Origin of the sequence: Gordonia polyisoprenivorans NBRC 16320 = JCM 10675, assembly GCF_000241325.1 — a bacterium.
GTDB classification, from domain to species: Bacteria; Actinomycetota; Actinomycetes; order Mycobacteriales; family Mycobacteriaceae; genus Gordonia; species Gordonia polyisoprenivorans.
The window spans coordinates 74,474-88,256 of record NZ_BAEI01000067.1 but is presented as its reverse complement, the minus strand read 5'-3'; the positions used below and the strand labels follow the sequence as shown (position 1 = coordinate 88,256).

12 protein-coding genes and 1 pseudogene are annotated in these 13,783 nt (G+C 58.1%); 10 read left to right on the top strand and 3 right to left on the bottom strand.

Going from position 1 to position 13,783, the window contains the following annotated elements; translation table 11 throughout:
- Positions 1-76 precede the first annotated feature (76 nt).
- Positions 77-1,852 carry an HNH endonuclease signature motif containing protein gene (locus tag GOPIP_RS17485; protein ID WP_006371086.1) on the top strand — a complete coding sequence of 592 codons (1,776 nt, stop codon included), beginning with the start codon at positions 77-79 and terminating at the stop codon, positions 1,850-1,852.
- A gap of 139 nt (positions 1,853-1,991) precedes the next feature.
- On the opposite strand, the gene GOPIP_RS17480 is transcribed toward GOPIP_RS17485, so the two are convergent.
- From GOPIP_RS17480 to GOPIP_RS17470, 3 genes are all read right to left on the bottom strand, one after another.
- A complete protein-coding gene (locus GOPIP_RS17480) occupies positions 1,992-2,702 on the bottom strand; it encodes a TetR/AcrR family transcriptional regulator (RefSeq protein ID WP_006371085.1) in 711 nt (236 codons plus the stop codon).
- Positions 2,703-2,932: 230 nt separating this feature from the next.
- On the bottom strand, positions 2,933-3,631 hold the full coding sequence (locus tag GOPIP_RS28030) for a TetR/AcrR family transcriptional regulator (protein ID WP_244421169.1): 699 nt from the start codon (positions 3,629-3,631) through the stop codon (positions 2,933-2,935).
- A gap of 36 nt (positions 3,632-3,667) precedes the next feature.
- A complete protein-coding gene (locus tag GOPIP_RS17470) occupies positions 3,668-4,282 on the bottom strand; it encodes an NUDIX hydrolase (RefSeq protein ID WP_006371083.1) in 615 nt (204 codons plus the stop codon).
- Positions 4,283-4,443: 161 nt separating this feature from the next.
- Here GOPIP_RS17470 and GOPIP_RS17465 point away from each other — a divergent pair.
- The 9 genes and pseudogenes from GOPIP_RS17465 to GOPIP_RS28350 all read left to right on the top strand — a co-directional run.
- A pseudogene (locus GOPIP_RS17465) lies at positions 4,444-4,861 on the top strand (NAD-dependent epimerase/dehydratase family protein); the annotation flags it as partial.
- Between the two features lie 617 nt (positions 4,862-5,478).
- Complete coding sequence (locus GOPIP_RS17460) at positions 5,479-6,981, top strand: sugar transferase (protein WP_006371081.1); 1,503 nt, start codon at positions 5,479-5,481, stop codon at positions 6,979-6,981.
- Positions 6,981-8,282: a UDP-glucose dehydrogenase family protein gene (locus tag GOPIP_RS17455; protein ID WP_006371079.1), complete on the top strand. Its 1,302-nt coding sequence runs from the start codon at positions 6,981-6,983 to the stop codon at positions 8,280-8,282. Before GOPIP_RS17460 ends, GOPIP_RS17455 begins: the two co-directional genes overlap by 1 nt.
- Positions 8,283-8,380: 98 nt before the next feature.
- Positions 8,381-8,875 carry an acyltransferase gene (locus GOPIP_RS29720; RefSeq protein ID WP_081482530.1) on the top strand — a complete coding sequence of 165 codons (495 nt, stop codon included), beginning with the start codon at positions 8,381-8,383 and terminating at the stop codon, positions 8,873-8,875.
- Between the two features lie 24 nt (positions 8,876-8,899).
- The gene (locus GOPIP_RS29920; RefSeq protein ID WP_081482529.1) at positions 8,900-9,565 is read left to right on the top strand and encodes a serine acetyltransferase; all 666 of its coding nucleotides are present in this window, start codon (positions 8,900-8,902) and stop codon (positions 9,563-9,565) included.
- Positions 9,552-10,838: an oligosaccharide flippase family protein gene (locus tag GOPIP_RS29915; RefSeq protein WP_006371074.1), complete on the top strand. Its 1,287-nt coding sequence runs from the start codon at positions 9,552-9,554 to the stop codon at positions 10,836-10,838. Before GOPIP_RS29920 ends, GOPIP_RS29915 begins: the two co-directional genes overlap by 14 nt.
- A 10-nt stretch (positions 10,839-10,848) precedes the next feature.
- The gene (locus GOPIP_RS28360; RefSeq protein WP_006371073.1) at positions 10,849-11,934 is read left to right on the top strand and encodes a glycosyltransferase; all 1,086 of its coding nucleotides are present in this window, start codon (positions 10,849-10,851) and stop codon (positions 11,932-11,934) included.
- Positions 11,927-12,691: a WecB/TagA/CpsF family glycosyltransferase gene (locus GOPIP_RS29910; protein WP_081482527.1), complete on the top strand. Its 765-nt coding sequence runs from the start codon at positions 11,927-11,929 to the stop codon at positions 12,689-12,691. Before GOPIP_RS28360 ends, GOPIP_RS29910 begins: the two co-directional genes overlap by 8 nt.
- Positions 12,688-13,725 (top strand): glycosyltransferase, encoded by a 1,038-nt coding sequence (locus tag GOPIP_RS28350; RefSeq protein ID WP_006371071.1) that lies wholly within the window; start codon positions 12,688-12,690, stop codon positions 13,723-13,725. The genes GOPIP_RS29910 and GOPIP_RS28350 overlap by 4 nt, the downstream gene beginning before the upstream one ends.
- Positions 13,726-13,783: the final 58 nt, after the last annotated feature.

Sequence of the window (13,783 nt, the reverse complement as noted above, 5' to 3'; positions counted from 1 at the left end):
CGGCACATCAATGCCCCAAACCACCCCCCGACCTGCGCCGATCCATTTTGTCAGACCCCGAATGTATGTTCGATTCATGTCCTCCGAGATCCCGCTCGACCGCGACGCTATCGCCGATGCCGTCGGCGTGCCGAGCCCGACGGATCTGTGGCTTGCGGGCGCGCATGACGAGCAGCCGAAGTCGTTCTTGGAGCAAATCCCCGATGATGAGGACCTCTCGAAGACCGATCTGGTCGAGGTCATCGCGCATAGCGCCGCGACGATCTCGGCGGCGCACTACCGGATGCTGCAGGGCATCTCGCTGCTTCATGAGGCGCACGAGGAGGAGTACGGATGCGAGGTCGCCGAGACGACCTCCGGTGAGTCGAGTCTTGCGGAAATCGCCGAGTCGGCGGCGAAGGCGGTCTGCGGAGTCGATCCGCGCGAGCAGTTCGGTCCGGACGGCTTGGACCGGACGGTCGCCGACGTCGGGGCCGTGCTGTCGATGTCTCCGGCCGCCGCCAAAGAGATGATCAAGCTGGCCGAGGCTGCCCGCTATCGGCTGCCGTCGACCGGCGCGATGCTCGGATTCGGTCGAATTGACCTGCAGCGTTTCAAGATTGTCGCTGCTGCGACCGAACTGTGTGATCCGGAGCTGCTTCCGGAGATCGACGTGAAGTTGTCCGACATGATCGGTTCCCGTGATCAGATGTCGACGCAACGGTTCACCAACATGGTCAAGCGGGTGGTCTCCAAGGTCGACCGGTCAGTGTCTCGGCGTCATCGGGAGCGGGCACAATCTGACCGGGGCGTCGCGATCGGGCCCGATCGATTCCGGCCGGGCCAGGCGCGGATGACCGCGCAGTTGCCCACCGCCGACGGCGCTCTGGTCGGCTCGCAACTCGACGCGATGGCCGAGGGCGTCCACAAGGATGACCCGCGCACCAAGAAGCAGCGGCGCGCTGACGCGTTGATCGCCCTGACACAGGGACGCGATCGCCTCGCCTGCGAATGCGAGGACTGCACCGCGGTCGCGGATGACAGCGACAGTGACGACGCACCCGACGAATCAGCAGTGCTCGATGCCGAAGCGCCGCAGAATGATCCGGACACCGATGAGGCGCAAGCTGCAGAACCGGAGCAGCTCGCAGAGCAAGAACAAACCCCAGAGGAAGCGCACACGGAGTGCACCTGCGAGTGCGCCGACCATCGCCACGAGCCGGCGGGCCCTCGAGGGACGATCTTCGTTGTGGCAAACGAGTCGACGCTGGCCGGCGAGGACGACGATGACGCGCTCATCGACGGATATGGTCCGATCGACGCCGACTCCGTCCGTCAACTCGCCGAGGCAGAGTTCACCCGCAAGGTCGGGATCTCACGGGAGTCGGCGCTCAAGGGCATCGACGGGCTGAAGTATCGACCGGGTAAGCGTCTGCAGGCCTTCATCCGGGTGGGTGAGCTGTGCTGTACGTGGCCGGGCTGCAACGAGCCGGTCTGGAAGACCGATCTCGACCACAGCGAGCCGTTCGACCATCAACACCCCGAGCGTGGTGGTCCGACCGAAGCGTGGAACATCAAGCCACTATGCCGTTTTCACCATCGGATGAAGACCTTCGGCCGGTGGCGAGACTTCCAGGACACCATGATGACCGCGATGTTCCAGTCACCGACCGGGCATTGGTTTGTCGGCAACGCCTTCCGCGGTGTCGACATGTTCCCCGGGCTGAAGGGTGCCCACAAACTGAGGTACCTCAAGAACAAACCACCCGATCATCCCGCCCGCAAAGCGATCGACGCGCGCCACGCCAAGGCACGCGCCGCGGATCAGCGTGCCCTAAAGCGTTGGGACGACGCGCATCCGCCACCGTTCTGACTCGTGCGGCGTGACGGCCGCGATGTTCGGAGCACAGAGCCCGTCGGAGACGTCGGGTTCTGTGTGGACGTCGTCACCTGTCGACGTCCGTCTGGATTGCCACCGCGTTCGGCGTCGGCAAGCCGTTCAAGCCCAGCCCTCAGGCCGACGCCACTTCCGCCGACCCGCTGACCTTCCGCCCCGCCTGCGCGCGAATCGCCTTGCGGGTGGTGGCCGGAACTGTGGTGCGCGCGTTGGCGATGGCGCCGTCGATGAGCGCGGCGAGGTAGGGGACGACGCTGTATCCCTCGGACAACGATTCCCATTGCCCGAAGACACGTGCCGCCGACGGGTGGGCGTCCATAACTGCGTCGGTGAACTCCGGTGCGGGCATGTGATCGCCGCGGCGCACTCGTGCCTCGCCGTTCCACTGCAGTTCCGAGGAGATGACGAACCACGTCGTGCGCCACAACCCGAAGGCTTCGTCGTCGTCGAATCCCAGGTCGTAGCAGGCGGATAGGAAGTTCTCGGCCTGGGACAGTGAGGGAATGCCGACGCTGGTGCCCTCGTGCAGCACGTCGGAGATCCACGGGATGTCACTCAGCTTGTCGTAGAGGTCCACCGACTGGCTCAGCAGTCGCTCACGCGGGGGACCCGAGTAGCGCGACCACACGACGCGCTGGACGACTTCACCGAGCACCATTGTGAGCAGGGCGCTCTTGTTGGGCACGTAGTAGTACACGGCCATGGGTCGCAGGTGTAGCTCGGCGGCGAGGTGGCGCATGTTGAGGGCGTCGACCCCGCCCTCGTTGAGAATGCGGATCGCCACGTCCACGATGTGCTGCCGTCGTTCGATGTTCGCGCCGTCCATCTTTGCCATTCTTAACGACGCTTCGGTCAATAGCGAGTAGGACCAAGGTCCCGATACTGTTCATTTGACTAAGGAAATACATATCAACCTGCAACTATCTCGGACGAATCCAGTCGGTATCGCACAGAGGCTCATGCGGAAGCGCGAAACAAATTCTCCGGAATGAATTCGACCACTTTCTCGATACTCGCAACCGCTGAATGATGATACTGGCGAGCACGATCCGAGAACTACGAGACGTCCAGCTCGTGGATCGGCGGCGTGACACCAGAGATCGGAACCGCAGAAGGGGTGCTGGTTACGTTCGCCCGACTCACTGCGCCATCGATCAATGCAGCAATGTGCGGTGCAATGGAGTACGTCTCGCGCAATTCGACCCACTGCTCCAAGAAATGTGCAGCCAAGGGGCGATCGGTCAATTCCTCGGTGGTGAAGTCTGGTGCCGTGCTCTCACCGGGTTGCGCGCTGTGGGTTTGTGCGCTGCTCATCAACTCCGAGGATACGAGGAACCAGATGGAGCGCCAGAGCCCGAATGACTCGACGGCGTCGAGGCCCAATTCGTGACAGGCCACCAAGAACTGTTCTGCTTGTTCGGGGCTCGGATGTGTCGGCTGGGCGCCGGCGGCCAGCAGGTCGGGAATCCACGTGATCGACGACAGTCGCGTGTACAGGTCCATCGACTGGCTCAGCAGTCGTGTCTGCGGCGGCCCGCAATAGGTGCCGCTCTCGAGACGGTCGAGGGTCTCGGTGAGCACCATCGTCAGGAGTGCACTCTTGTTGGGGACGTAGTAGTAGAGCGTCATCGGTCGGAGGTGGAGGTGGGCGGCGAGGCCGCGCATGTTCAGAGACTCGACGCCGCCGTCATCGAGGATGTCGATCGCTGCTTTGACGATCTGGTGGATCCGTGACTGATGAGTTAATGGCTCCACGATCCGATTCTGGACCAGCGCCATTCGATCTGCCAGTTATGGTCGATTCCCAATCGGTCGACGGTCGATCGCCTCGATCACCCGCTGCACCAGGCTGAAACTGCCGGGCCACATGTCGATGGTGCTGAGTTCGTCGACGTCGAACCACTTGAACGCCGACGCTTCGTCGGCGCTCCCGGGTCGCAGGGACACGCCCGTCGGCATCGTTGCCGCATAACAGGTGCTGACGGCGTGCTTGCGGGGATCGCTGCCGAATGGATGGATGGGCGCGGGCTGATCGTGCGCGAGCCCGAGCCTCGGTGGGAACCACTCGCTGACAACGGGATACCGCAACACATCGAAGTCGATAGCCGCTGCGGCGTCGGCCTCGGAGTCGTAGGTGAACGTGTCGTACGCGTGGCGGATAAGGCCGGCGCGTAATGTCTCACCGAATCGGACTCGTCCACCGACCTGACACCACACGTGGGTGGTGCGGTCGGGGTCGGGGAACGGGCGACTGATGAGCCCGACGCGCAGCACCTCGCCAGTGGCGGGATCGAGCTCCACCGGAAAGAAGTCGACGCAGCAGATCGGCATCGAGCGCTGGATGGCGTTCCATGTTTCGGGGGACAACCAGCCGTCGGTGGCTTCTGCGTCGGTCCTGTCGATCATGTGCCGACTGTATCTGCGTCCGAACTGAACTTGGCTGTGCGGGTTGTGCCGGAATTGCCGTCAACGCCTATCCTTACGCCCAGAAGTTCAGCGGCGCTGTCGAGTTACGACACCGGAAGCGGTAGCCGTTCGGGGTATCACCATCTACGGCGGGATAGAAAATGATCGAGAACACCGTGAACAGTGCAGGTCCACTCGACCGGGGTGCGACGACCTACATCGCCGGCCACCGCGGGCTGGTGGGATCGGCGCTGTGGCGTTTGTTCGAGGCGGAGGGGTTCTCCGATCTGGTGGGTCGCACGAGTAGTGAACTCGACCTGACCGATCGAAGTGCGGTCTTCGACTTCTTCGAGGAGGTTCGACCCCATACCGTCATCCTCGCCGCAGCCAAGGTCGGCGGCATCCTCGCCAACAGCACCTACCCCGTCGACTTCCTTTCCCAGAACCTGCAGGTTCAGACCAATGTGCTCGATGCGGCAGTGCAACAGCAGGTTCCGCATCTGTTGTTCTTGGGTTCATCGTGTATCTATACCAAGTTCTCCGATCAGTCCGTTCGTTGAGGGCTCGCTGTTGACGGGGCGCAGATCGTCGAGTAGGAACGTTGCCTCCCCGCGGCGCTGAGACAAGAATCACGATGTATCGAAATCCGTTAGCCATGTAAAGAGTTCTGTTCACGAGCTGGGTGCTGGGCTCAAATATTGTGAATCTCAAATTCATCTAACAGAAATGTCGACCAAGTGGACTACGCAGAAGATGAAGTGTTGTAGTCCGTTCGGGTGAATTTCTTTGCATGGGTCTTGGGACCATTGTTTCATCCGGATTTCATGCGGTAACAACGGTGTGTGCTGGGCTCCTCGTGGTAGGTATGCGCAGCTAGAGTTACCTAGCAGAATCGCTGTGCAACAACAGGATTAAGGTAATAGCTCGCATCGTCCCACTCGGAGTGCGAGATGCTCATCACACACACCTCGCAGGCGTGGTTAAGCCTCCAAATTGTGTAGAACCTGAGAGCAAGCTATCTTTTTCGTACATGTCCGAACCGGACATGACGCTGTTGCAAGAAATCGAGATCACTTTGCAGGGACGTCGGTGTCTGGGGATGGGCTACGTGCCTACGGTCGTCCCCGTTCAACACGACGGGAGGTGCGCACTGTGGGTACTGTGAGCGCGTTCGGTTGGACTCTTCGGGGGAAGTTGTGACCGCTAATCGCGATCTGAGGATCGGTCGTCGGCCGCTGGCGGCGGACGACGATAGTGACGTCCGCACGCCACAGTCGTGGGTGCTCGGCTACCTGCGTACTGTCGCCTGGGGTGACTTTGCCATCGTGGTTGCGTCGATTGTGGTAGCGCAGCTAGTGCGATTCGGCTCCGACGATCCCCTGGAAGCCAACGGCGAGTTGGGAATTCCCGCTGCATTCGTCTCAGTGGTGCTGGCAGTGGCATGGTTGGCAGCGCTTCGCGTGTTCCACACACTCGATCGCCGGGTCATCGGGTCGGGACCCGACGAGTACAGCCGGGTCGTCACCGCGTGCCTGTCGGTGTTCGGCGTGCTGGCCATGGTGGACCTCTTGTTCCGGCTCAACATCGCCCGCGGCTTCCTCCTGATTGCGTTGCCGTTGGGCACGGTCAGCCTTGTCTCGGCGCGCTGGTACTGGCGGAAGCGGCTCACACGTCAACGCCAACGGGCACGCCACTTGGAGAAGCTCCTCGTGGTCGGTTCGGTCGGTGCGTCCGCCCCCTTGGTCAAGAGGCTGTTGAACACACCCACTCTGGGCTACGACGTGATGGGTGTGTGTTTGCCGCCCAGCAGGAGGGGCACGCCCGAAGAACTGCGCATCGACGACCGCCACGTTCCGGTGTTCGGCGACTTCGACGACGTGACTTCGGCGGTCAAACACACCGGCGCGACCACCGTCGCGGTGACCTCCACCGAAGCGCTGGGACACCAAGCGATGCAAGACTTGTCGTGGGACCTCGAAGGCATGAATGTCGAGATGCTGGTCTCGCCCGGGGTCACCGACGTGGCTGGCCCGCGCATGATGGTCCGTCCAGTCGCCGGCCTGCCGTTGCTCCATATCGACAAGCCCCGGTACGAGGGTGCCAACCGGTTCCGAAAGGCTGCACTCGACAGAGCGGGGGCACTCACCGCGCTGGTGATGCTTGCTCCGATCATGTTCGCCGTCGCCATCGCCATCAAAGTCGATTCCTCCGGCCCGATCTTCTACCGGGCTGTCCGCATCGGGCTGAACAACAAACCGTTCGAGATGTGGAAGTTCCGCTCGATGGTGCAGGACGCCGACAAGCGCAAGCACGAGCTGGCGCACCTCGACGAGGGAGCGGGCGTGCTGTTCAAGATGCGCGACGATCCACGCGTGACGCGGGTGGGCCAGTTCATCCGGCGGTACAGCCTCGACGAGCTCCCGCAACTCTTCAATGTCGTGGCGGGAAGTATGAGCCTTGTCGGACCTCGTCCGCCATTGCCGGATGAGGTGGAGAAGTACGACGGGCGAGTCGCACGCCGGATGTTGGTGAAGCCGGGCATCACCGGCCTCTGGCAAGTCTCCGGTCGATCCGACCTCTCGTGGGAAGAATCTGTGCGGCTCGACCTTTCGTACGTCGAGAACTGGTCGATCATGCAAGACCTAGTCATCCTGTGGCGTACCGCCAAGGCCGTGCTGGCGAAAGAAGGAGCATACTGATGCGGATGGTTGTGTTGGGCCTCGGGTACCTGGGCGCCACCCATGCAGCGTGCATGGCCGAGCTTGGGCACGAGGTACTCGGAGTCGAGGTGGTACCGGAGAAGCGCGACAGCCTCGCTCGAGGTGAAGTCCCCTTTTACGAACCCGAGCTACCGGAGCTGCTGAAGAAGCACATCGACTCCGGCAGGTTGCGGGTCACCGGCTCGTACACTGAAGCAGCCGACTTCGCTGATGTCTTCTTCGTCGCAGTCGGCACGCCCCAGAAGAAGGGTGAATACAGCGCGGATCTGCGCTACGTAGACGCAGCGGTCGAGGAACTCGTCCCGCTGCTGACGCGAGACGCCCTGATTCTGGGCAAGTCGACGGTGCCGGTGGGAACAGCCCAACGGCTCGGTGAGCGTGCAGACGAGCTGGCCAAGGACCTTGAGGTCGAGATCGCCTGGAACCCCGAGTTCCTGAGAGAGGGATACGCGGTCAAGGACACCCTGAACCCTGATCGCGTTGTGCTCGGGCAGTTCAGCGGTGGGCAAGCCGAGACCGTATGTAGGGAGATATATGCACCGATCCTCGACGCCGGCATTCCTTTCATCGTTACCGATCCTCCGACTGCGGAGCTGGTGAAGACTTCCGCCAATGCGTTCTTGGCGACCAAGATCTCGTTCATCAACGCAATCGCAGAGGTGTGCGACGCGGCCAACGCTGATGTGACTGCCGTAGCCGATGCAATCGGATATGACGCGAGGATTGGTCGGAAGTTCCTCAATGCGGGTTTAGGCTTCGGGGGTGGCTGCCTTCCGAAGGATATTAGGGCATTCATGGCTAGAGCGGGCGAATTAGGAGCGGCCGAAGCGCTGAGCTTTCTCCGGGAAGTTGATTCAGTAAACATGAGACGCCGAACGAGAATGGTGGAACTAGCACGCGAAACCTGCAAAGGATCGTTGATCGGTGCACGTATTGCAGTCCTGGGGGCTGCCTTCAAACCTGAATCAGACGATGTGCGCGACTCCCCCGCGCTGAACGTGGCTGGACAGCTTCAGCTACAAGGAGCCGACATTACCGTCTACGATCCCAAAGCAATACGAAATTCGCGGCTCATATATCCAACGCTCGATTATGCGGAGAGTGTCGACGAAGCGTGTTACAAGGCTGACTTGACTATGGTCCTGACCGAATGGAAAGAATTCATGGACCTAGACCCAATCCACTTATCCGAAATTGTAACTAGGAAGAGCATTATCGACGGCCGCTATTGCCTCCAACCCGCAAACTGGCGAGCCGCTGGCTGGGAATACAGCGTCTGATTGCGAACCAGTACAGCGCCAAGCAGCAATATTCAGGAGAACCGCACGTGAGACCAAGGGCTAAGTTTTCAAGCGCAATAGACAGATCTCGTGCATATATGTGGAGATTTCGCCGGGGAGCCCAGATTGGCCACGCGGTAAGAATATCTCGAAAAGTGCGAATCCACAGACCGAATCCTGGTACACAGATCGAGATCAGTGACCGTGTCAGGCTGTACAAGCAGGTAGAAATATACATGGATGCCACGGGCGCGAAACTAATAATTGGAAAGAACACATTCTTGAATCGCCGCACCGAGATATGCTGTCGGGATCAGGTTGTTATTGGTGACAACTGTGCAATCTCGTGGGATGTGGTGATCACCGACACCGACTACCACAATATCGAGGGTGCTGCGCCATCGACTTCGCCGGTATCGATCGGCCACAAAGTTTGGGTCGGCGCGAGGGCGATGATCCTGAAAGGCGTAGAAATAGGAGACGGCGCAGTTATAGCAGCAGGCTCGGTCGTGACAAGAAGCATCCCGGCAGGCGCATTAGTGGCGGGGGCTCCAGCAAAGATTGTTAGGCAACAAGTATCCTGGAGCACCTAACGATGCCCGAGAAATCAAGAATACATGAATCTGGACCGAGCTATGGCTGACAGGGAAAACCCATTGGTCTATTTGGCAGCTTTGCTGTATGGGTATCCGTACTGGGCGCTAACCAGGTTGAGCCCACGCACTGCGGAGATAGTAGACTATGAATCTAAGCGGTGGGCCCACTGCCTGGGATGGCATTCTTTAGCAGGCTCTCAACCGGTAGTCCGCCTAAGCGTTCTGGCCATCAAACTGCCTGAATACCGAAGCCTTTTAGAATTTAGGATTCGGCACTTTCCTTTTCCGGTGCGGATGCTCTGCAAGATGATATGGAGGGGGGAAGCAACCCTTGACATCTACTGTGGATCTATTGACAAAGGGCTATTCATTCAACACGGATTTGCTACAACAATCACCGCCGAGTCGGTAGGAAGGGATTGTTGGATTAACCAACAAGTGACAATCGGCCATAACAGACACGGCCTCCCAAGAATCGGTGACAACGTCTCGATCGGCGCCGGCGCAGTCGTGGTGGGCCCGATCAGCATCGGGGATAACGTTAAGATAGGTGTGAATGCGACGATCGTGAAAGATGTAGCACCAGGTCAGACAATGGTTGCGCCGCACGCAGTCAACCTGGAGCGCATGGCGGAACCTCAATGGCAGTCCCAGAGCGTTCAAGACCACGGCCATGTCGACCAATAACGCGAACGTCGGCGGCGATGCGTCGAGGCGCTTCATCGCGAACACAGGATGGCTGTCAATAGGCGCAGTAGTCGCTCGACTGGCGCCGATGGTACTTCTGTACCTCGTACTATTGAAGACCCCCACCTCCGCGTACGGGCAATTTGCTATGGCAACTGCAATAGCCGCTATCGCAATCCTCGTGGCAGAAGGCGGCGTGACTCTCACCCTTACCTCAATCTCCGAGATTTCCGAGTCAAACGAGCGCGCGTTGGCGCACTACGCGTTGGTTCGCGGAACGATCGTGTATGTACTTACCCTGGCGATTGCCGCATGCTTTTCGGTTCGATCTGACCTTAGGAGCGTTCCGCTATACACAGCTGCGCTCGGCGCCGCAATACCAGTAACCGGCCTAGCATCAGTGTGTATTGCGCGAATGCAAAGAAGGGGAAGATTCCTTCAGCTGACCGCCTACCAGGCAGTAGGTTCCCTTGCAAGTACGCTTATGGGACTCGCTACTTACCTCGCAACTAGCGGATCTGGTATCGGAGCACTGCTAGTCCAGAGCTCATTCGCAAACCTAATATACTACGGGATCCTGTTGTCCACGAAAGACCGAATAGTCCCGACAAGGCGTACACAGGCCTCCGGCGAAGTTCTGAAGGCGCTGAAGAGTTCCCTGCTTGGCAACTTGGTCGGGACAGTGGGCCGTCGAGCAGATGATCTATTCATAGGCTTGGTTCTGGGGCCAGCCCCTCTGGCTCAATACGCCGTCGGTTATCGCGTGCTAACCACAATCACGGAAACTATGCTTCATCCCGCAGACAGAGCTTCGACCGCGGCCGTGGCATTAGCGGCGAAGGGCTCTTCGCACGAAGCGGGCATTGAGCTCAAGAAGAACCAGCGGAAGGTGATGGCCATTGCGGCGCCCATATTCGCTGCAGCAGGGCTTCTTTCGTATATTCTCATACCCAAATTGATTGGTGCCACTTGGCAGCAGGCTGCGAGCTGCTCTTTGATTCTCTGCTTAGCTGGCGCAGTTCAGAGTACCTATTGGTTAACTTACACTGGCCTATTTAGAATAGTAGGGCACCGCTTTGCTCTGATGTATCAATCAATTCTGGTGCCAATACTCCTTACACCAACATTAGTTGGAACGTTGGCTGGTCCAATCGGCTGCTCATGGGGTTACTTACTGGGCGCATGTGGAGGTTGGGTTCTAGCGTCGATCTGCCGGCGGCGAATCAGGCCAAGTCACATATATTCAAATGCAAGCCAACTAGCGGAAAGGTAAGCGGAAACAGGTGAAATATGTATTTGTATCCAACGCCGAAGTAGTGTGGGGCGCCGAGTATAGTATGCTGGCACTTGCTAAAGAAATGGCAACACAAGGCCTGAACGTCGGGCTAGTGGTCCCGGCAAGAAACTATTCATTGATTGCCGCATGGACAGAGAACATCGGCTCAGATATAACCAAGGTAGAAATCGGAGACCGGCGCGGCCGCACAAGATTGGGACGCACACTCTCCTTCATTCCTGCATTGCTTCGGCAACCAAAAGATCGAGTTGACATTCTCTTCGATATCGACCTGCTTCTGGTAGCAGCCGTACTTAAACCCTACTATTGCCTGCGTCGATCGTCAGTAGTTCTCGACCTCCATACGAAGACAGACTCAGTTAAAGGTGCCAAACTCATTCGTCTGTTGAGCCGCAGCACCGACGGATGTATCGCGGTCAGCAATTTCGTAACAGACCAAGTGTCTCGTAGCATACGAACCGAAGTGATATATAGGCCGATTAATATTTCAATTAAGGACAATTATCTTCCGATACCAGAGATTCCAACTGTCGGACTGATAGGGCGAGTCGACCGTATCAAGAACCTCGAGTTCGCGCTAGAAGCGCTGGCTATGGTCGATACACCAATCAAAGTGACAATGCGCGGAGGACCGTCTACGGAAGATGATCAGTATCTGGTCGCGGTGCTGGGCAAGGCAAGACAGTTGCTAGGACAGAACTTCTGCTACGACGGGGTCCTCGAGCGTGACAAAGTCTTCGATGGCATTGATTTCATGCTCTTGGCGAATGGCCAAGAACCTAGCGGCAGAGTAGTGGGCGAAAGTCAGCTCGCAGGACTGACAGCAATTGTTCCCGACTCGGGCGGCGCAGCGGAGTTCGTTCGAAGCGGCGTAACAGGATACACATACCGACACATGGACCGATTAGACTGCGCTGAGGTAATTAGCAAAGCTATCCAAGGTGAGAGAAGCGGGAGCGGCGTGCGGGTGGCAGCGCGTCGGTTCGCAGCGGACTCCTACAACGCCTCTATCCAGGGAATGAAGTACGCCAACGCGATCACCCTATTGGTGAACAGAGGCTTTCATGCTTGACGGAAGCAACTGTGGACAGGAGCCTGCCAACGTTTGGCGTCATACCGCTTCAGTTGCGCTTGCGCGAGAAGCCATAAGAAGATATCGCTGTGGCGCACCTGTAGGTATCACGTGGCTGAACCACTGGTCGGTGCAACGTACGAATTGGGAAGCCGTCAGGAGCTTGCACTTTATAGGACTCGATGGCACTCTGCTCCAGCTGATTGCGTTCGCTCTTGGGCATAGGGTTCGGCGAACCTCAGCTGACCTGTTCATTCCAGAGCTGTTGCGGGAGTTTGGTCCGTCTAGGATGGCCATAGTCGGTGGCAAGCCGGGAGTTGCAGAACGCGCGAGTGGGCTCATCGATGCCGAGGTTGTGTTCTGTTGTGATGGTTATGGGCAACTGGCGGCGCTACGAAGTAATCCTGCAGTTTTGCACAAAGAGAGGCCTGACATAGTAATCGTCGCCTTGGGGGCCGAGCTCCAGGATTTGGTTCTGGTTGAGCTGATGAGGAACGCGCCCGAAGCGATATGGATAACCGCCGGAGGTTATCTTGATCAGCTATGTGTCAACGAGAACTACTTCCCGCGGTGGGTTCACCGATTTAGACTGGGTTGGGCGTTGCGAATCATGCGTGAACCAAGACGGCTGGTCGGGAGGTATACATTGGCGGTCGTCAGGCTTGCATTTGTACTACACAATATCGAGCGTAATATCTTCTCATTAGCAGTTGTGCCTGGTGAGTCGTCCTTTGCGGGAGAAGCCTGGAGTCGATGATGAGAGTATTGCAGGTTGTGACTCAACTGGAGCCGGCCGGTGCTCAGAAGCTCGCTGCGTGGATAGGCAGCGCTTTTGAATGTAACAATCTGGACGTCTCAACTATATTCATTTACGAGAAGTCTTCAGCGGATTTCTTTCCGGATCCAGAGATAGTATCTGAGGGCCGACCTGGCGGCCTAATAGGTGCTGTTGGCATGGCTATTAGACTGAGAAGAATAATTGCAAAGCACGCTCCAGATATTATTCTCGCTCATACGCATTACTCGATACTGCTATGTGGGCTGGTGTCCGTCGGTACGAGGTCGAAGGTGGTTGCCGTGCATCATTGGCCTATCAATCGATATCCTTTCGTGTGCAGATTATGGGTGAAGGCTCGGAGGACCTTCGCTACTAATTCGCATAGCGTGTTCGTAGCCGAGTCGATAGCGACCTCAGTGGGTCAGCGTGACCACGTGATCCCCAATCCAGTCGTTCGTGCTAACTCGAATGTAATATCAAGGACGATATCCGGTGATGCCGATATCTTAGTGGTAGCTCGTCATGCTGAGGAGAAGGCAGTGGATACAGTGTTGAGGTCAATGCTGTATCTCCCGGATCGGCGGCTGACACTTGCCGGTTGGGGTCCAGACACAGCCAAGCTAAAGTCATTAGCGTGTGATCTCCAAATCAATGATAGGGTAACGTTCCTTGGTCGAGTTTCTTCGAGTGAGGTATCTCTGTTACTAGACAGCTGTAGATGTATGGTTCTTGCTTCTCGTTGGGAAGCAATGCCGATGGTTATTCTAGAAGCAATCGCCTCAGAAAGCGATATTGTAGTCTCGGATATTCCGGCGCATATTCCGTTCATTATGGGCGATGCAGCACTTGGATTCACGTGTGATGACCCGCTCGACTTGGCTCGCGCGGTCCAGGAGATCGATTCGGCAGCTGTTCGCGACCGGCTGATGCGCGGGCGATCTGAAGTAGCCGAACGTCAGTCTCCCGAGAGGGTTTCTGCCTCATGGTTGCAAGTTTTGTTTGGAGTGGGGTGATGGAAAGCGTTATGTCGTCGGCAATCCGTCAGGCCGTTCGGCCAGGCACTGACCTTCG

Bases quoted from the DNA above. Each gene is read 5' to 3' on its own strand.
- GOPIP_RS17485 (WP_006371086.1), top strand. From the start codon at position 77: ATGTCCTCCGAGATCCCGCTCGACCGCGACGCTATCGCCGATGCCGTC.
- GOPIP_RS17480 (WP_006371085.1), bottom strand. From the start codon at position 2,702: ATGGACGGCGCGAACATCGAACGACGGCAGCACATCGTGGACGTGGCG.
- GOPIP_RS17470 (WP_006371083.1), bottom strand. From the start codon at position 4,282: ATGATCGACAGGACCGACGCAGAAGCCACCGACGGCTGGTTGTCCCCC.
- GOPIP_RS17455 (WP_006371079.1), top strand. From the start codon at position 6,981: ATGCGGATGGTTGTGTTGGGCCTCGGGTACCTGGGCGCCACCCATGCA.
- GOPIP_RS29720 (WP_081482530.1), top strand. From the start codon at position 8,381: ATGTGGAGATTTCGCCGGGGAGCCCAGATTGGCCACGCGGTAAGAATA.
- GOPIP_RS29920 (WP_081482529.1), top strand. From the start codon at position 8,900: ATGAATCTGGACCGAGCTATGGCTGACAGGGAAAACCCATTGGTCTAT.
- GOPIP_RS29915 (WP_006371074.1), top strand. From the start codon at position 9,552: ATGTCGACCAATAACGCGAACGTCGGCGGCGATGCGTCGAGGCGCTTC.
- GOPIP_RS29910 (WP_081482527.1), top strand. From the start codon at position 11,927: ATGCTTGACGGAAGCAACTGTGGACAGGAGCCTGCCAACGTTTGGCGT.
- GOPIP_RS28350 (WP_006371071.1), top strand. From the start codon at position 12,688: ATGATGAGAGTATTGCAGGTTGTGACTCAACTGGAGCCGGCCGGTGCT.